Here is a 17,389-nt window from a genome sequence, read left to right as displayed (position 1 = left end):
CCCGACTGCCGCCAACCTCATGATCGACGCGGAGAAGGGCGGGGTGGGGGAGGATTGGGGGGTGGAGTTGGTGATCACCGCCGATACGCATGTGCCGAAGCGGGCGCGGGACCTGCCGCCGGCGCTCTGGGCGGCGATCGACGCGGCCGACGTGGTGCTGCACGCGGGGGACTGGGTGGACGTGTCGCTGCTGGACGCGCTGGCGGCCCGGGCCCGCCGGCTGGTCGGCGTGTACGGCAACAACGACGGGCCGCCGCTGCGGGCCCGGCTGCCCGAGGTGGCCCGGGTCGAGCTGGCCGGGCTGCGGGTGGCGGTGGTGCACGAGACCGGACCGAAGACCCGCCGGGAGGAGCGCTGCGCGGCCGCCTTCCCCGACTGTGACCTGCTGGTCTTCGGGCATTCCCACATCCCGTGGGACAGCGTCGCCCCGAACGGCCTGCGCCTGCTCAACCCCGGCTCACCCACCGACCGGCGGGCCCAGCCGTACGCCACGTACCTGACGGCGCGGGTGGCGGCGGGGCGACTCGACCGGGTGGAGCTGCACCGCCTGCCCCCACGCTGAGTCACTGACCGCGACCGGTCTCCGCCTGGAGCTCGTCGATCCGGCGGGACGCCTCCGCCTTGGTCAGCCCCTCCGGCACCTCCTCGCCCGCCTCCCGGGCCAGGGTGTGCAGGTACGACTCCTGGGCCGCGGTGGGCGGCTCCGCGCCGGTCACCCACTCGTCCGGGTCCTTGATCGCGGCCTGCGGATTAATGGCGCGGTCGGTGCCGCTGCCGTCGCTGCGGTCGGCCATGATGATCACCTCTCCTCGAACAGGTGTACCACTACCCCGTCCGGGGGGCCTTCATGCCGGCCGCCGCTTACGATCATGGAGTGACGACGGACCGGGCGGGCGCGATGGTGGTCGGGGCCGGCATCGCCGGGGTGGCGTGCGCCATCGAACTGGCTCGGGCCGGCATCCCGGTGGAGGTCCGCGAGCGGGCCGGGGTGACCGGCGGGCGGATGGCCAGCAAGCGGTTCGACGGCCGCCCCGCCGACCTCGGGGCCGCGTACCTCACCGTCGACGACCCGGACTTCGCCGAGGTGGTCGAGGGGTGGCGGGCCGCCGGCCTGCTCCGGGAGTGGACCGACACCCTGGTCGCGTACGGGCACCTGGGGCGGCGCGAGGCCGCCGGCCCGATGCGGTGGGCCGCCCCGCACGGGCTGCGCTCGCTGGTCGAGCACCTGGCCCGGGACCTCGCCGTGGTGCACGACCGGCTGGTGATGACCGTGGAGCCGGGGCCGCGGGTGGACGGCCGGGCGTGCGAGGCGGTCGCGCTGGCCATGCCGGGCCCGCAGGCGGCCCTGCTGCTCGACCCCGGGCTGGCGGCGGCGAGCCGCGCGGTGGCGGCGCAACGCTGGTCGTCGACCCTGGCCGCGGTGCTGAGCTTCCCGGCCCGCCGCTGGCCGGACTTCCGGGGTGCCTTCGTCAACGACCACCCGCTGCTGAGCCTGGTCTGCGACGACGGCGACCGGCGCGGCGACGGCGCGCCGGTGCTGGTCGCGCACACCACCCCCGAGTTCGCCTCGAGGCACCTGCGGCAGCCCACCGCCGCCGGCCCGGCGATCGAGCAGGCGGTCCGCGACCTGCTCGGCCTGCCGGAGCCGGCCGAGCTGGTGCACGTGCACCGCTGGACGTACGCCACGCCCGCCGGCGGCGGTGACGGGACCTACCACCTGGACGATGACGGGATCGGCGTCGCCGGGGACGCGTTCGGGCGGCCCCGGGTGCAGACCGCCTGGCGCTCCGGCCGCGACCTCGGCCGGGCCCTCGCCGCCCGGCTGCTCGCGCAGCGCGGCTGACCGGTTCCCGAACCGCCCGACCCGGCGATGCGGCGACCTTCCCGGCAGCCCGTCGCCGGAGGCGTTCGAGAGCGTCGGCAGCTCGATCTCGCCCACCGATCTCACCGCGAACCACGACCACGTGCGGGCGCTCGGTGCGGTTCCGTCAGCCCCGGACGCCGCCCAGCGCGGGTTCGCCAGCCCGGTCCCGCGCCGAGGCGTCGCGGCTCCGCTCGCCCGCCCGGTCGAGCAGTTGCATCACCGGGGTGGCCGCGATGCCGTGCACCACCACCGACACGACCACCACCAGGCCGACCGTGGCCCACAGCAGCTCGGCCTGCGGAAAGTCGGTCCCGCTGGTCGCGTACGCCAGGTAGTAGAACGAGCCGACGCCGCGGATGCCGAACAGGGCGATCACCCAGTGCTCGGCCGGGCGGCCGGGGGCACCACGCAGCGACAGCCACCCGGACAGCGGCCGGATCACGAAGACCAGGGCCAGCCCGACCAGGGCCGCGGGCCAGGTCAGCGGGACGAGCAGGCCGCCGACCACCGCCCCGCCGAAGAGCAGCAGCAACAGCACGGTGAGCAGGCGTTCGACCTGCTCGGCGAAGTCGTGCAGCACGGAGTGGAACTCGTGGGTCCGCTCGGCGGATCGGATCGCCCGGGCGGCCACGAAGACGGCCAGGAAGCCGTACCCGCCGGCCACCTCCACCAGCCCGTACGCCAGGAAGGTCGCGGCCAGCGCGAGGAAGCCCTCGGCGTGCCGGGCCAGCCGCAGGTTGCGCGGCGCCCGGAAGAAGAGCTTGCCGAGCAGCCAGCCGATCAGCAGCCCGCCGCCCACCCCGACGGCGATCTGGTAGAGCACGTGCACGGTGAACCAACGGGCCAGCCAGTCCGCCGGGGCGAGGCCGGCGGTGGCGATGGCGATGGCCGCGTACACGAAGGGGAAGGCCAGGCCGTCGTTCAGCCCGGCCTCGGCGGTGAGCGCGAAGCGGACCTCGTCCTCGGAGTCCTCCACGTCGGTCGGCTCGCCCACCTGCACGTCGGCGGCGAGCACCGGGTCGGTCGGGGCGAGCGCGGCACCCAGCAGCAGCGCCGCCGCCGGCACCAGACCCGCCCACCACCAGCCGAGCAGCGCCACCGCCCCGATGCACAGCGGCATGGCGATCGCCAGCAGCCGCCAGGTCGACGCCCAGCGGACCCGGCTCAGCGGCCGGTCGATCTTCAGCCCGGCACCCATCAGCGCGACGATCACGCCGATCTCGGTGAGGTGGGTGGTGACTTCCGGCCAGCGCCGCGGGTCCGGGGTCGGCAGCCCGGTGGGCAGCAGGAACACCAGCATGCCGAGCCCGAGGAAGGCGATCGGCATGGACAGCGGGCGGCGCTCCAGCATCCGCGGCAGCACCCCCGCCAGCAGGGCGCCGGCGCCCAGCAGCGCGATCGCGACATCCACCGGTTCCACGGCACCACCCTCCCGCCGCCCTGCGGCGGCCAGGTGGTCACCAGTGCCCCGTACTCCGGCCCGCTATGCCTCGGTGTCCGGCTTGTTCCGGGTGCGGCCCGTCACCGCGCCGCCGGTCTCAACCCAGGGCCGCGATGGCGCTCTCGCCGAGGGCGTCGAGCAGCGCCGCCGGGTCGTCGTACACCGCCACCGCCCCGGCCGCGGCCAGCTCCGCCCGGCTGGTGCCGCCGCAGGTCAGCCCGATGCAGGGGATGTCCAACCGGCCGGCCGCCGCGACGTCCCAGACCGAGTCGCCGACGAACACCACCCGCTCGGCGGCCAACCCGGACTGGTCCAGCGCGGCGACCAGGATGTCCGGGGCCGGCTTGCTCTCCTGCGCGTCGGCGGAGGAGGTGACGGTGTCGATCACGTCGTCCGCGTCGAGCGCCGCCCGCAGCGCGGCCACCTCGTGCTCGGCCGCCGAGGTGGCCAGCACCACCCGCAGCCCGCGCGCCGCGCAGGCCCGCAGCAGGTCCACCGCCCGGGGCAGCGGCGTCAGCCGCTCCCAGTACTCGGCGTAGCTGGCGTCGTGCCCGTCCCGCAGCTTGCCGTCCGCGTCCCGGTCACGCTCCGGCCCGAGCAGGTGGTCGAGGAGCTTGTCCGAGCCCATGCCGATGGACCGGTGGATGGCGGCCATCGGCACCCGGTGGTCGGCCCGTCGCAGCGCCTCCCACCAGCTCACGGTGTGCAGGTACGTGGTGTCGACCAGGGTGCCGTCCACGTCGAAGAGGACGCCCCGGCGGTTGTCGCGTGGCATGGCTCCCCTCCTACCCGCCGGCGGCGTCGCCGACGCGGGACTCAGCCGGCCGGAATGAGGATCTCGAACCAGACGGTCGACCCGCGCACCGTCGGGTCGGTGCCCCAGGCGTCGCTCAGCTCCTCGATCAGCCCCAGCCCGCGCCCCCGGCTGCTCAGGGTGTCGGTCTGGGCCCGGGTCACCTGACCCCGGGTGCCGGAGTCGGCGACCGAGACCAGCAGGCGTTCCACGGTCAGGTCGATCTCCACGCGGGCGGCGGTGCCGGCGTGCAGCAGCGCGTTGGTGGTCAGCTCGCTGGTGCACAGCACGGCGGCGCCGATCACCGAATCGGGCACCTGCCACTCGATGAGCTGGGCACTCATCCAGTGCCGTACCCGGCTGGGCGCGGTCGGCTCCGCCGGCACCGCCATGCTGGCCGAACGGCTCGGCCGGACCGCGTGCTCCACGGCGAGCACCGCCACGTCGTCCTCCGTGGTGCCGGCCACGGCGGCGGTGGCCACCGCGCAGAGCGCCCGGGGATCGCCGCTGCTCGCCGCCGTCACCGCCCCGGCCAGCCCGGCCAGCCCCGCACTGAGGTCCTGCCAGCGCCGCTCCACCACCCCGTCGCTGTACAGCAGCAGGGTGTCGCCGGGACGGAACGGCACGGTGGTGGTCCCGGGGTGATGGCCGAGCCCCAGCGGCGGGCTGGGGGGCACCTCGACGTACTCGGCCGCCGGCCCGCCCTCGGGCGGGCAGCGCCGGATCAGCGGGGCGGGATGGCCGGCGCTGGCGAGGGTGATCCGCTCCCGGTCGGCGTCGACGACGCCGAACACCACGGTGACGAAGAGTTCCTGGGTCCCGCGTTCGACGCCCAGACTGGCGACCAGCCGGTCCAGGCCGGCGAGCACGGCGTCCGGGCGGGGATCGGTGAGCGCCAGCGCGCGCAGTGCCGCGCGTACCTGACCCATCCGGGCGGCGGCCTGCACGTCGTGTCCGGCCACGTCGCCGAGGACCACCCCGAGCGCGCCGGTGGGCAGCAGGAACGCGTCGTAGAAGTCACCCCCGGCGGCGTTGCCGTCCACGCCCGGGTCGTACCGTGCGGCGATCCGCAGCCGGGGCAGGTCCGGCAACTGCTCGGGGAGCATGCTGCGTTGCAGCAGCTGGGCGGTGCCGTGCTGGGTCTCGAAGCGGCGGGCCCGCTCGGCGGCCTGGCTGACCAGCTCCGCCGACGCGGCGAGCAGCGCGCGCTCCGCCGGGGACCAGGGGTGCGGGGACTGGTAGCCGACGGTCAGCGCGCCGCGGATCACCGTCGAGCGCAGCGGCAGCGAGGCGAGCGAGCGGACCTTCTGGTCGTGCCGGTCCGCCGCGCTGTCCCGCAGCGGCTGGCCGTCCGTGGTGAACGTGGACACGCCACTGCGGGCGGTGACCACGATCGGGACCGGCGAGTCGCCCGGCACGCGGCGCCACAGCGGGGGCAGCCGCTCGTCGGCCTCGTCCAGCAGTTCTCCGTGCACGCGGCGGACCATCCGCCAGGCCGACCCCTCGTCGATCAGGAACGACACCCGGTCGGCGTCGAACGAGTCGAGGCAGTATCGGAGGGTGACCCGGGCGACGTCGTCCAGGGTGAGGGTGCCGGAGAGCGCGGCGGCGAAGTCGCTGAGGCTCTGCAACTGCTGAGTGACGTGCGTGGTCTGGGCGGCCACGCTGAGCACCCCGATGATCCGCCCCCCGCTGTCCCGGACGGGGGAGTAGCCGCGGGTGAACACCGGCGGCTCGGCGGGCCCGGTCCGGTGCCGGTCCACCGGCAGCACCGCCTCCCGTTCCAGGAACGGCTCGCCCTGCCGGTAGGCCCGCCCGATCACCTCCCCGGCGTCCGGTTCGTGCCAGACGTCGGCGAACACCTCCGCCGCCGGCCGCCCGAGCGCCTCCGGGTGCCGCGCGCCGATCAGCTCGGCGTACCCCTCGTTGTAGAGCAGGACCAGGTCGTCGCCGTAGAGCAGGGCCATCGGCACCGGCGAGGCGAGCACCAGGTCGACCACCGCGCGGACCGCCGGGTCCCACTCCTCCGGCGCGCCGAGCGGCGTACCGGCCCACGAGTGGGCCGGCCCGGCAGGCGAGGCAGCGGCACCCGCGCCCGTGGGCGCCCCCGAGGTGGGGGCTGATGGCGTCGGGACCCGCCCGACCGTGCCTGGCATGACCGCAGCCTATCCGGAGCGTGCCGGGTCGGTTCCGATCACGCGCGGTGGCGAGCCGGCGAACCGCCCGTGGCCGGGGATCACGGCAGGTCGGGGCCCACCAGAGGGCCATGTCCGAAATTCCGGGCAGGTCGCGCGGCGTGTCGGCGGACCGACCGGGTATGCCGGCGTTCGCAGTTCACCGACAGGAGGGACATCATGCAGACAACCCTCGCGGCCGACCAGGTCAACATCGGCGCTGCCCTGGGCGACCTGTGGCGGGCCGTGCTGCTCTTCGTGCCGAAGGCGGTCGCGTTCATCGTGATCCTCGTGGTCGGCTGGCTGGTCGCCCGAGGCGTGTTGAAGCTCGTGGACACGGTGCTGGAACGACTCGGCTTCAACCGCGCGGTCGAGCGAGGCGGCATCAAACGCGCGCTCGAACGCACCAAGTACGACGCCAGCGACATCCTGGCCCGACTGGCGTACTACGCGATCCTGCTGTTCACCCTGCAGTTCGCGTTCGGAGTGTGGGGGCCGAACGCCATCAGTGACCTGCTCCGGGGCGTCATCTCGTGGCTGCCGCGGGCGTTCGTGGCGATCGTCATCGTGGTGGTCGCCGCCGCCATCGCCAACGCGGTCCGGGACCTGATCACCGGCGCGCTCGGCGGGCTCTCGTACGGCCGGGTGCTGGCCGACCTGGCGGCCGTCTTCATCCTGGCGCTCGGCATCATCGCGGCGCTGAACCAGGTGGGCATCGCCACCACGGTCACCATGCCGGTGCTGATCGCGTTCCTCGCCACGGTGGCCGGCATCCTGATCATCGGGGTCGGCGGCGGCCTGGTGAAGCCGATGCAGGCCCGCTGGGACCGGTGGCTCGACCGCATGGCGGAGGAGTCCCGGGCCATCCGGGAGCAGCGCGCCGCGCAGAGCGCGGGCCGTGCCGACTACGAGCGGCAGCTGGCCGACCGGGGTGCGCAGCCGGCCCGGGTGTCCGAGTCGTCGATGTCCGAGGCCCAGGGCGGGCAGGGCACGTACCGGTCCGGGAACGTGGGCGAGGAGACCCAGCAGTTCCGCCGGCCGAACCCCTGAGCCGGGACACGGAGGGAGGGGCGTCCGCCGGGCGCCCTTCCGCCGTGTCTCAGGCCAGGTGCCGGGGGTCCAGCGAGCGGGCCAGGGCGCAGACCGCGAGCAGGCGGGTGAGCAGCCAGTCCGGCTGCGACCAGTCGACCGGTTCGACCGGCGGCTGCCAGCCGTGCTCCACGGCCGCGGCGCGGACCCCCTCGGCGTATCCGGCCAGGGCGGCCACGGTCAGTGCGCGGCGGTCGCCGTGCAGGCTGTCGCGTACGGCGGCGGCGTGCTGGTCGACCACGGCGAGCAGGCCGGGGTCGGCGGCGGCCGCGGCGAGTCCCGCGCTGCCGACGGCGGCGGTGAGCCTGACGAGGGTGGACCGCGCGGATGCGGCCGCGGAACGGGCCGCCATCCGGTTGTTCGGCACGCGCATGGTGACCGAGGCTAACCGGGCCGCTGGCGCGGCGACCTCGGCCGACCGGCCGATGCCGGGGTCGTCCGGGCGCGGCGCGGCCCCGTCCGCCGGGATTGAGTCGGCCGCCAGCGGGCAGAAGGGAACCGCGCGAAGGGCACCACGAACCCCGCGGAGGAACGGAATGGGACAGCAGGCGGACGGACCGGACGAGGCGCACCGCCGGCCGGCGGGCGTGCGTGACACCACGGTCGAGGCGCTCGGCAAGCTCAGCGAGGCGCTGGAGTGCGTGGAGCGGGCCCGGGGGCACCTCTACTCACTGCACCAGCTGATCGGCCACGCCGACCTGATGCTGGACGACGCGGTGGCGCTGTTCCGGTCCGCCGGGCACGACGGGATCGCCGACCGGATCGAGGTGGACCTGCTCGGCCGCAACGTGATCGCCGGACGCTGGACCTTCCAGATCGTCGAGGACTTCGACGACGGCTACTACGCGCTCTTCCGGGAGCTGGACCGCCGCGCCCGCGACGAGTTGGTCGCCGGCCGGCGGCACCTCTACGAGGCCGAGATGAAGGAGCGCCGGCGCACCCGGGGGCGGCCGGGACACGAGGCGCGGCCGGGCGCGGCGGGCTAGTCGGAGGAGCGGGCGTCCGCCGGCCGGCGCCGCATGGCGTCGTCGGCGATGATCACGGTCGCCACCATGAGCGCCACCACGAGGCTGAACAGCCATGAGCTGTCGGCCACCAGCTTGGCGGCGACGGGTGCCTGGGCGGCGACGAGCAGGAAGCCCAGCCAGGCGAGGCGGCGCTGACGTGGGGTGAGGAAGCCGGAGCCCTGTTGCATCCGGAAAGTCTTACGCGGCAAGGGGCGATCGCCGTCCCCCATTCGGCCGATTCTGGATAGGCTGTCCGTTTTCCCGGCCGCCCGTACCTCACTTTTTGTCGTTTCGGGTGAGCCGAGCGTCACCCGGGGGCGGCCCCGGGACGCCCGTGGGCGCCCGGAGGCCCGCTCACGTGTCGGGGCCGGTCCGGCCGATGGTCGACGGCCGGTACGCCCGGTCCGCGTCGGTCATCTCCCGCCGCTCGGCCTCCGGGCCGGCACCCCGGTCCACCGCCTCGGGCCCGTGGCCGAACGCGGCCTCCTCGCCGGCGTCGTTGCCGGTGACGTCGTCGGCCTGCCCGTCGATGGTCGAGCGGGCGATCGCCCGGTCCAGTTCGTGCAGCGGGGTGCGTTCCTCGTCGCGCCACACGTGCTTGTCGTTGTCGGTCATTCCCCAGCGGTACCCGGACCCGGTGATCGCAAACGGCGGGGCCGCCGGACACGACGATGGCCGCCGGATCACCGGCGGCCATCGGAGCTGTCGTGTACCAGGGGGTCGTCACGTCAGGGGGTGGGTCGGTCGACCGTGCCACGCCACGCGCCGGTCTCCTGACCGCGCCGCTCGATGAACTGCTTGAACCGTTCCAGGTCGCCCTTGGCCCGGCGGTCCACCACACCGAGCTTGTCGCCGGCCTGCTCGACCACGCCGTGCGGCTCGAACTCCATCTGCAACGTGACCCGCGTGTGCGCCTCGTCGAGGCGGTGGAAGGTCACCACGCCGGCCTGCTGGGTGCCCCCGGTGGAACGCCAGGCCACCCGCTCGTCCGGCAGCTGTTCGGTGATCTCGGCGTCGAACTCGCGCTTCACGCCGCCGATCTCCACCGTCCAGTGAGTCATCGTGTCGGAGAGCTGCCGGACCTCCTGCACTCCCTCCATGAAGTGCGGAAACTCCTCGAACTGGGTCCACTGGTCGTAGGCGGTGCGGATCGGAACGGAAACGTCCACGTGTTCCATCACGCCGCTCATCGTCGAATCCTCCTGTTCCGCCGGTGTCGTCTCACGGACCGTGGGCCGGTCCGTTCACCAGCGCGTCGTCTCGTTCTTGTGCCCGAGTGCGGCCCACACCTCGGAAACCGTCTGGTAACGGGTGCCGTCGGGCAGGCGTTCCAGGGCGGCCACGATGTCCGCCGGCGCCTGGTTCTCCCGCGCGTTGGCCACCAGCGCGTCGCGGTCACCGGGCAGGGCGGTCATGGTGATGAACCTGCCGAGGCGGCTGCGCCCCTCGACGTCGTCCATGCTCATCCCCTGCGGATTGCCGCCGCGGCTCGCACCGGCCGTCAGCGTCTTCGGCTCCGGCTGGTCCTCACCCGCGGGCTCCGGCTGGCGGGACTCCTCGACCCGGGAACCACCGGCCCCCGGCCCCTGGATCAGGCCGCTGACGTCCTGGCTCATGTTGTCATCGACCCTGGGCGAGTGCTTGCTGTTGCCACGTTCCATGCCGACAGACATGCCCGAGGGGACCGCCGGTAAACCGGGGCCGGCGGGTGGAGGCGGTCACCGCACCCCGAACCGGGCGAAGCCGGTCACGACTCGGCCGGCGCGCGGGGCGGCAGCACCGGCTCGCCCGGGTCCGCCGCGCCGGCCTGGATCACCCGGCCCCGCTGCAGTTCCGCGTTGACCTGCACGCCGAGCATCAGCGCGCAGTTGGACAGGTAGAGCCAGACCAGGAAGGCGATGACCGCGCCGAGACTGCCGTACGTGACGTCGTACGAGCCGAAGTTGGCGACGTAGAGGCCGAAGCCGGCGGAGGCGAGCACCCAGGCCAGCAGGGCGAGGGCGCCGCCGGGGGTGAGCCAGCGGAACCGGGGCTGCCGGACATTCGGGGCGATCCAGAACAGCAGCGACAGCAGGGCCATCGCCACCAGGGCGAGCACCGGCCACTTCGTCACCGTCCACACCGTGCGGGCCAGCCCGCCGGCGTGCAGCCGGTCGCCGACCGCGTCGGTGACCGGACCGCTGACGATCAGCCCGGTGGCGACCACCGCCAGCAGCACCAGCGACACCCCGGCCAGGCCGATCTGCAGCGGGCGCAGCCGGTAGAACGGCCGCCCCTCCTCGACGCCGTAGATCGCGTTGGACGCCCGGGTGAACGCGCCGATGAACCCGGACGCCGACCAGAGTGCGCCGAGCAGACCGAAGCTGAGCAGCACCTTCGCCGAGCTCTGCTGCTCGACCACGCCGCGGACCACGCCGACGAAGCCGTCGTTGCCGACCACGGACCCGGCGCCGATCTCCCGCGCCAGGCCGATCACCGTGTCGACCGTCCGCTCGCCGTCGGAGACCAGCCCGACCAGGGCGACCACCACGACCGTGGCCGGGAAGAGCGCCAGCACGCCGTAGTACGTCAACGCGGCGGCCCAGTCCGCGCAGTTGTCCCGCACGAAGTTCCGCCCGCTGCGGACCAGCACCCCGCGCCAGGTCGCCCAGCTCAGCTGGCGTACCCGGCGGGGCAGCCGGGCCCGCCGCCGGGCGGGGACCGCCGGCTCCGTCGTCGCCGCCATGACCGCCTCCTCCTAGCCGGGCGCGCCGGTTGCGCGTGGCCCGGCGGTACCCCGCCCCGGAAATCGACAAACCGGATTGCGGTTTGCGGCCGTGACGTGGGGGAACGGTCATAGGAACCGATCGAGACGGAGGGAGACGAGATGCCCGGGCGCGAGGTAATGCCCAGCACGCTGCGGCGCTCCCCGGCGAAGGCGCAGCGGACGTGGGAGAAGACGCACGACTCGGCCGTCGAGACGTACGGCGAGGGACAGCGGGCGCACCGCACGGCGTTCGCCGCGCTGAAGCACGAATTCGAGAAGGTGGGCGACCACTGGGAGCCGAAGGGACGCACCGGCCCGAGCGACCGGCAGGCCGCCGGCGGTGGCCCGGCACGACGGGCGCCCACGGCCGCCGGGGTGGACGCCAACGCGCCCAAGGAGCACCTCATGGAGGTCGCCAAGAAGCTGGACGTGCCCGGCCGGTCCCGGATGACCAAGCCGGAACTGGTCAAGGCGATCCAGAAGGCCAACGCCCGCCAGACCACCAAGGCCCGCGAGACCGCCAAGTCCCGGGGCCGCTGACCACCGAAGAGAGCCCGGGACCGTTGTCCCGGGCTCTCTTCGTGTCATCACCAGTGGCCGCCGCCCGGCGCCTCGATGTGCACCGTCTTGACCGTGCTGAACTCGTCGAGCAGCTCCGGGCCGTACCCGAAGCCCTGGCCGCTGCCGCGGCGCGGCTGCGCGGCACCGCCCGGTGCGCCCCCGAAGACCGCGTTCACCTTGACCGTGCCCACCGGCAAGTCCCGCCAGGCCCGGTGGGCGTGGCTCATCGAGCCGGTCAGCACCGTGGCGGCCAGGCCGTACGGCGAGTCGGCGGCGCAGCGCAGCCCCTCGCTGAACGAGTCGACCACGACCACCGGGGCGACCGGACCGAACGTCTCCTCCCGCACCAAGGCCATCTCGTGCCGGCAGTCCGCCACCACCGTGGCCGGGTAGAACGCGCCCGGGCCGTCGGGCAACTCCCCGCCGGTGCGGATCCGCGCCCCCTCGGCGACCGCCGCGGTGACCTGCCCGTGCACGTGGTCCCGGTGCCGCCGGTCCACCAGCGGCCCGAGCTGCGTGCCGGGCTCCCGGCCGGGGCCCACGGTCAGCGCCTCCGCCCGCTGCACCAGCGCGTCGACGAAGTCCTCGGCCACGTCGCGGTGCACGTAGATCCGTTCCACCGCGACGCAGATCTGCCCGGCGTTCGCGAAGCAGCCCAGCGCGGCCTGGTCGGCCGCCCAGACCGGGTCCACCCCGCTGTCGATCACCAGCGGGTCGCTGCCGCCGTTCTCCAGCAGGACCTTGGCGCCGGTGCGGGCGCCGGCGGCGGCGATCGCCCGGCCGGTGGCGGTGGAGCCGACGTGGGCCACCACGTCCACCTCCTGGCCGGCCAGGGCCGCGCCCACCTCGGCCCCGCCGGTGAGCAGCGACAACACGCCGGCCGGCAGCGCCGAGTCGAGGGCCCGCGCCAGCAGCCAGCCGGTCGCCGGGGTGCGCTCGCTCGGCTTGTAGAGCACCACGTTCCCGGTCACCAGCGCGGCGCCGAGCAGTCCGCAGGAGACCGCGACCGGATCGTTCCACGGGGTGATCGCGGCGACGACGCCGCGTGGTTCGGGGGCCATGAAGTCGAGGGCGCCGTGCCCGCCGTGCAGCGTCCGTCCGCCGCGCAGCGGGCCGAGCTCCGCGTACTGGCGGAGGGTGCCGATGCCGGCCGTCACGCCGCCGCGGGCGTCGTCCAGCGGCTTGCCCATCTCGGCCGTGGTGGCCGCCGCCAACTCCTCTGCGGCGGCCTCGACCGCGTCCGCCGCCCGGTGCAGCGCCGCCGCCCGCTCCGCCGGGTCGGTCGCCGCCCAGTCCGCCGCCGCCCCGCGGGCCGCCTCGACCGCCTTCCCCACCTCGTCCGCCGTCGCCACCGGCACGGTGGCGACCGGGGAGCCGTCGGCCGGATCACGGACGACCAGTTCGCCTCCCTCGCCACCCGCGCCCCACACTCCACCTATGAGCTGTGCAACCGTGTACATGCGGCAGTGGATGCCCGGACCCCGCCGAGGCAAACGCGTTTTGCCCGGTAACCGGCCGGGTAGGCGGATCGGATGAGCACGCCCGGCGCGCCGAGCGCGGACGCTGTCGTCATCGGTGCCGGCCACAACGGTCTGGTGGCCGCCAACCTGCTCGCCGACGCGGGCTGGGACGTCCTGGTGCTGGAGGCCACCGAGACGCCCGGCGGGGCGGTCCGCTCCGCCCAGGTCACCGCCCCCGGCTATCTCAGCGACCTCTACAGCTCGTTCTATCCGCTCGGCTACGCCTCCCCGGTGCTGCGCCGGCTCGGCCTGGACCGGTACGGGCTGGCCTGGACGCACGCCCCGGTCGTGCTGGCCCACCTGTTCCCCGACGGCCGGGCGGCGGTGGTCAACCGGGACCTGGACGTGACGGCGGCCTCGCTGGAGGCGTTCGCCCCCGGCGACGGGGACCGCTGGCGGCAGGCGTACGCGGCCTGGTGCGAGGTGGCGGAGCCGATGCTCGGCCTCGTCACCAGCCCCTTCCCGCCGGTCCGCGGCGGGCTGGCCCTGCTGCGCCGGCTCCGTGTGTCGGGCGCGCTGCGGCTGGCCCGCCGGCTCGTCGTGCCGGTCCGCAAGCTCGGCGACGAGATCTTCGCCGGCGAGGGCGGGCCGGCGCTGCTCGCCGGCTGCGCCCTGCACACCGACCTGTCACCCGAGGAGGCCGGCTCCGGGGTGTACGGGTGGCTGCTCGCCATGCTCGGCCAGCAGGTCGGCTGGCCGGTGCCGGTCGGCGGGGCTCAGAAGATCACTGACGCGCTGGTGGCCCGGCTGGTCGAGCGGGGCGGCCGGATCGACTACGGCGCCCGGGTCGACCGGGTGCTCACCGCCCGGGGGCGGGCCATGGGTGTCCGCACGGCCGGCGGCGCCGTGTGGCGGGCCCGGCGGGCGGTGCTCGCGGACGTGCCCGCCCCGGCGCTCTACCTGGACCTGGTGGGCCCGGCCGCGCTCCCGCCCCGCCTCGTCGAGGACCTGGCCCATTTCCGGTGGGACGGTTCCACGCTCAAGGTCGACTGGGCGCTGTCCGCGCCGGTGCCGTGGCGCAACCGGGCGATTGCCGGCGCCGGCACGGTGCACCTCCGCGCCGACCTGAACGGGCTCACCACGTACTCGGCGGCGCTGGCCCGGGGCGAGCTGCCCCGGGACCCGTTCCTGCTGGTCGGGCAGATGTCGGTGGCCGATCCGAGCCACTCCCCGCCGGGCACCGAGTCGCTCTGGTCCTACACCCACCTGCCGTTCCGGCGTGACTGGCGGACCGAGGAACTCGCCGCCCACATCACGCGGATGGAGGAGGTGCTGGAGGAGGCCGCCCCTGGGTTCCGTTCGCTGATCGTCGGGCGGCACGTGGCCGGCCCGGGCGAGCTGGAGGCGGGCGACCCCAACCTGGTCGGCGGCGCAATCGGCGGCGGCACCGCGGCCGCGTACCAGCAGCTCTTCCTGCGGCCGATCCCCGGCCTGGGGCGCGCGGACACCCCCGTGGACCGGCTCTTCCTGGCCAGCGCCTCGGCGCACCCCGGCGGCGGCGTGCACGGGGCGCCCGGCGCGAACGCCGCGCGGGCGGCCCTGGCCCGGGACCGTGCGCTCACCGGTGGCCTGTACGCGGGCGCGATCGGCGCCGCGCACCGGGCGGTCTACGGCTGACGCCCGGCCTGCCCTGGCGCGGGATGGTGCGGTGGTAGCTGCAGAGCAAGCGAGCGAGACGTGTGGAGTGGAGGGCAGTCTGACCTCACGCGGCGTCATGCTGACGCAGCGTGAGGTCGGAGTTGGTGGAACGGCGGTGTCAGCTCGGCAGGTTGCGGTGGCGGGTCCGCAGCTTGAACGGCATCAGCGCGCTCTCGATCTTGGTGGCGGTGGTCATCTTCGACGCGCCGTCGCGCCGCTCCTCGAAGCGGATCGGCACCTCCAGGATGGTGTGCCCCAGCTTGGTGGCCAGGTAGTGCATCTCCACCTGGAAGCTGTAGCCGTTGGACTGCACCCGGTCCAGGCCGATGTCCCGCAACGCGTCGGCCCGCCAGATCTTGAAGCCGGCGGTCAGGTCGCGGATGCGCACCCGCAGCAGGGTGTGCACATAGAGGTTGGCCCAGCCGCTGAGCGCGCGCCGGTAGAGCGGCCAGTTCTCGTCCAGCTCGCCGCCGGGCACGTAGCGGGAGCCGATGACCACGCTGGCCTGGGTGGAGAGCAGCGCGCCGAGCATCCCGGGCAGCGCCTCCGGCGGGTGCGACAGGTCCGCGTCCATCTGCGCGACGAACTCGGCGTCGCCGGCGAGCGCCCGCCCGATCCCGTCCACGTACGCCCGGCCGAGGCCCTCCTTGCCCGGGCGGTGCACCACCAGCACCCGGTCCGGGTGCTCGATGGCCAGTTTGTCGGCCACCTCGCCGGTCCCGTCCGGGGAGTTGTCGTCCGCGACGAGCACCTTCAACCCGGGCAGCGGCAGGGCGAGGAGCCGCTCGACCAGCACCGGGAGGTTGCCCGCCTCGTTGTAGGTGGGAACGACGACGGTCAGGCGTGCGTCGCGCCACGGGGCGGGCAACTGCACGGGTTCGATCATCACGGACATCCTCGGTCGGCCGACATGGTTCACCTGAGAGGGTAGCCAGTCGCTCGCGCCGGGTCCGCACAGACGCCCGCTCGGCGGGCCGGAAGCGCCGTTCGGGGGTTGCCGGCCAGCGGAACCGTGGTCCCGTCCGGGCGGTCACGGAGTGTGACGTCAGCGCTTCGCCCGCTGCCTGGTGGCGATGTCGGAGAGGCGGTTCAACGTCTCCTTGTTCCGGGGGCGGAGCAGCAGGTCGTTGAGCCTGCTCGAGACCCAGCGCAGCGGCCCGGCGGCGAAATCCTCGCCCATCCGGACCCGGGTCCGGCCGCCGCCGTCCAGCGGCTCCAGGGTGAAGTCGACGATCGCCTCGCCCGCCGGCCAGAGCCCCGCCCTGAGCACGAGCCGGTGCGTTGGTTCGCAGGCCACCACCTGCGAGGAGTCCTGCAGCGAGAAGGGCCACGGCCCGGTCCGGTGGTGCAGCCGGCTGCCGACCCGCGGCCAACCGTCGTCCACCCCCCGCACATGTGCCGTGCCGACCACCCAGTCGCTGTACGTCCACCCGTCGGCGAGCACGTCGAAGACCCGCTGCGGGGGTGCGTCGATCACTTTCTCCACCATCGCCACCCCAATCCCGTACCCCGCCTCCACCACGGCTAACGACGGCCCCGGGTTAGCTTCTCGGCAGCGGCGGGTATCGCCGGACCGAGCCGGCGGAGTGCGGGACGGCCGGCCGTGCGGCACCGGCGGAGTCGGCTCCGCCGAAGTTGATGTTTACTCCTCGGGGGGTCGGGAACCCGCCGCCCGTGCGACGGGACCACGAGCGGGATCAGTGCAGGTCAGCCCGGGTTGACCCGGGTGCTGACCGGTTCCCGTCCGCCCTGTTCGACGCGGTGCTGCTGGACCGGGACGGCACGCTCATCGAGGACGTGCCCTACAACGGCGACCCGGAGAAGGTCCGCCCGGTGCCCGGTGCGCGGGAGGCGCTGGACCGGCTGCGCGCGGCCGGGCTGCGTCTGGCCGTGGTCACCAACCAGTCCGGCCTGGCCCGGGGCTGTTTCACCGCCGCGGACCTGCACCGGGTCAACGCCCGGGTGGAGGAGTTGCTCGGGCCCTTCGACAGCTGGCAGGTGTGCCCGCACGGCGAGCCGGACGGCTGCGCCTGCCGCAAGCCGGCCCCGGGCCTGGTGCACGCCGCCGCCCGGGCGCTCGGCACCACACCGACCCGGTGCGCGCTGGTCGGCGACATCGGCGCCGACATGACCGCCGCCGCGGCGGCCGGCGCCACCGGCATCCTGGTCCCCACCCCAGCCACCCGCGCGGCGGAGGTGGCCGCCGCGCCCACGGTCGCCCGCGACCTGCCGGAGGCGGCGACCGAGATCCTGTGCCGGGTGCGGCTGGTGGCCGCCCCCGGGTCTCCGCCCCGGCGGGGCACCGTCCTGGTGGCTCGCAGCGACGCGGCCGGGGACCTGCTGGTCACCGGGCCGGGCATCCGCGCCGTCGCCGCCGGAGCGGACCGCGTCGTGCTGCTCTGCGGGCCACGCGGCCGAGCCGCCGCCGAACTGCTGCCCGGCATCGACGAGATCATCGAATGGCCCCTGCCCTGGATCGACAGCAACCCCGAGCCGGTCGACCCCACCGACATGCACCAACTGACCACCCGCCTCACCGCCGTCGCCGCCCACGAA

The 17,389-nt window shown here is 74.6% G+C and carries 20 protein-coding genes; 7 read left to right on the top strand and 13 right to left on the bottom strand.

All coding sequences use genetic code 11. The features are described 5' to 3' along the window. Window positions 1-61: 61 nt before the first annotated feature. Window positions 62-562, top strand: a complete 501-nt coding sequence (locus tag ACY34I_RS17850; protein ID WP_462756233.1) for a metallophosphoesterase family protein — start codon at window positions 62-64, stop codon at window positions 560-562. Window position 563: 1 nt separating this feature from the next. On the opposite strand, the gene ACY34I_RS17845 is transcribed toward ACY34I_RS17850, so the two are convergent. Further along, window positions 564-794: a DUF3072 domain-containing protein gene (locus ACY34I_RS17845; RefSeq protein ID WP_462756121.1), complete on the bottom strand. Its 231-nt coding sequence runs from the start codon at window positions 792-794 to the stop codon at window positions 564-566. Between the two features lie 53 nt (window positions 795-847). Between ACY34I_RS17845 and ACY34I_RS17840 the strand changes: the two genes are divergently transcribed. Then, entirely contained in the window at window positions 848-1,843 is a 996-nt protein-coding gene (locus ACY34I_RS17840; RefSeq protein ID WP_462756232.1) for an NAD(P)/FAD-dependent oxidoreductase, read from the top strand. A gap of 145 nt (window positions 1,844-1,988) precedes the next feature. Here ACY34I_RS17840 and ACY34I_RS17835 read toward each other — a convergent pair whose 3' ends face one another. From ACY34I_RS17835 to ACY34I_RS17825, 3 genes are all read right to left on the bottom strand, one after another. Beyond that, entirely contained in the window at window positions 1,989-3,284 is a 1,296-nt protein-coding gene (locus ACY34I_RS17835) for a cation:proton antiporter (protein WP_462756120.1), read from the bottom strand. A 118-nt stretch (window positions 3,285-3,402) separates the two neighbouring features. Next, window positions 3,403-4,080, bottom strand: a complete 678-nt coding sequence (locus tag ACY34I_RS17830) for an HAD family hydrolase (RefSeq protein ID WP_148794135.1) — start codon at window positions 4,078-4,080, stop codon at window positions 3,403-3,405. Between the two features lie 41 nt (window positions 4,081-4,121). Then, the gene (locus tag ACY34I_RS17825; protein WP_462756119.1) at window positions 4,122-6,254 is read right to left on the bottom strand and encodes a SpoIIE family protein phosphatase; all 2,133 of its coding nucleotides are present in this window, start codon (window positions 6,252-6,254) and stop codon (window positions 4,122-4,124) included. A gap of 198 nt (window positions 6,255-6,452) precedes the next feature. Here ACY34I_RS17825 and ACY34I_RS17820 point away from each other — a divergent pair, with 198 nt between their 5' ends. Next, window positions 6,453-7,322 (top strand): membrane protein, encoded by an 870-nt coding sequence (locus ACY34I_RS17820; protein WP_462756118.1) that lies wholly within the window; start codon window positions 6,453-6,455, stop codon window positions 7,320-7,322. A 49-nt stretch (window positions 7,323-7,371) separates the two neighbouring features. Here the strand turns inward: ACY34I_RS17820 and ACY34I_RS17815 are convergent, their stop codons facing one another. Then, window positions 7,372-7,734, bottom strand: coding sequence for a DUF6401 family natural product biosynthesis protein (locus ACY34I_RS17815; protein ID WP_462756117.1), 363 nt, complete (start codon window positions 7,732-7,734; stop codon window positions 7,372-7,374). Window positions 7,735-7,897: 163 nt separating this feature from the next. Between ACY34I_RS17815 and ACY34I_RS17810 the strand changes: the two genes are divergently transcribed. After that, window positions 7,898-8,347 carry a hypothetical protein gene (locus tag ACY34I_RS17810; RefSeq protein ID WP_462756116.1) on the top strand — a complete coding sequence of 150 codons (450 nt, stop codon included), beginning with the start codon at window positions 7,898-7,900 and terminating at the stop codon, window positions 8,345-8,347. Here ACY34I_RS17810 and ACY34I_RS17805 read toward each other — a convergent pair. The 5 genes from ACY34I_RS17805 to ACY34I_RS17785 form a co-directional block, all read right to left on the bottom strand. Further along, window positions 8,344-8,556: a hypothetical protein gene (locus ACY34I_RS17805; protein ID WP_462756115.1), complete on the bottom strand. Its 213-nt coding sequence runs from the start codon at window positions 8,554-8,556 to the stop codon at window positions 8,344-8,346. The two genes, ACY34I_RS17810 and ACY34I_RS17805, sit on opposite strands and share 4 nt — an antisense overlap. A gap of 166 nt (window positions 8,557-8,722) precedes the next feature. Then, window positions 8,723-8,983: a hypothetical protein gene (locus tag ACY34I_RS17800; protein WP_148794129.1), complete on the bottom strand. Its 261-nt coding sequence runs from the start codon at window positions 8,981-8,983 to the stop codon at window positions 8,723-8,725. A gap of 113 nt (window positions 8,984-9,096) precedes the next feature. Then, window positions 9,097-9,558, bottom strand: coding sequence for an SRPBCC family protein (locus ACY34I_RS17795; RefSeq protein WP_148794128.1), 462 nt, complete (start codon window positions 9,556-9,558; stop codon window positions 9,097-9,099). A gap of 54 nt (window positions 9,559-9,612) precedes the next feature. After that, window positions 9,613-10,029: a DUF2795 domain-containing protein gene (locus ACY34I_RS17790; RefSeq protein WP_462756114.1), complete on the bottom strand. Its 417-nt coding sequence runs from the start codon at window positions 10,027-10,029 to the stop codon at window positions 9,613-9,615. An 86-nt stretch (window positions 10,030-10,115) separates the two neighbouring features. Continuing rightward, window positions 10,116-11,093: a YihY/virulence factor BrkB family protein gene (locus ACY34I_RS17785; RefSeq protein WP_462756113.1), complete on the bottom strand. Its 978-nt coding sequence runs from the start codon at window positions 11,091-11,093 to the stop codon at window positions 10,116-10,118. 141 nt (window positions 11,094-11,234) lie between these two features. Here ACY34I_RS17785 and ACY34I_RS17780 point away from each other — a divergent pair, with 141 nt between their 5' ends. Beyond that, complete coding sequence (locus ACY34I_RS17780) at window positions 11,235-11,654, top strand: ChaB family protein (protein ID WP_462756112.1); 420 nt, start codon at window positions 11,235-11,237, stop codon at window positions 11,652-11,654. Window positions 11,655-11,701: 47 nt separating this feature from the next. On the opposite strand, the gene ACY34I_RS17775 is transcribed toward ACY34I_RS17780, so the two are convergent. Beyond that, a complete protein-coding gene (locus ACY34I_RS17775) occupies window positions 11,702-13,135 on the bottom strand; it encodes an aldehyde dehydrogenase family protein (protein ID WP_462756111.1) in 1,434 nt (477 codons plus the stop codon). Window positions 13,136-13,207: 72 nt separating this feature from the next. Here ACY34I_RS17775 and ACY34I_RS17770 point away from each other — a divergent pair, with 72 nt between their 5' ends. Next, complete coding sequence (locus ACY34I_RS17770; protein ID WP_462756110.1) at window positions 13,208-14,812, top strand: phytoene desaturase family protein; 1,605 nt, start codon at window positions 13,208-13,210, stop codon at window positions 14,810-14,812. A gap of 139 nt (window positions 14,813-14,951) precedes the next feature. On the opposite strand, the gene ACY34I_RS17765 is transcribed toward ACY34I_RS17770, so the two are convergent. Together ACY34I_RS17765 and ACY34I_RS17760 are read right to left on the bottom strand one after the other, a co-directional pair. Then, entirely contained in the window at window positions 14,952-15,719 is a 768-nt protein-coding gene (locus tag ACY34I_RS17765; RefSeq protein WP_148794122.1) for a polyprenol monophosphomannose synthase, read from the bottom strand. A 159-nt stretch (window positions 15,720-15,878) separates the two neighbouring features. Beyond that, the gene (locus ACY34I_RS17760) at window positions 15,879-16,310 is read right to left on the bottom strand and encodes an SRPBCC family protein (protein WP_462756109.1); all 432 of its coding nucleotides are present in this window, start codon (window positions 16,308-16,310) and stop codon (window positions 15,879-15,881) included. A gap of 161 nt (window positions 16,311-16,471) precedes the next feature. On the opposite strand from ACY34I_RS17760, the gene ACY34I_RS17755 reads away from it, so the two are divergent. After that, window positions 16,472-17,389 (top strand): D-glycero-alpha-D-manno-heptose-1,7-bisphosphate 7-phosphatase (locus ACY34I_RS17755; protein ID WP_462756108.1); only part of this gene is annotated, 918 nt, incomplete at its 3' end.

The sequence above is a fragment of the Micromonospora sp. RTBAU3-60 genome (assembly GCF_054963695.1).
Note: the sequence above shows the minus strand (reverse complement) of the source record. Positions and strands in the feature narration are given on the sequence as shown.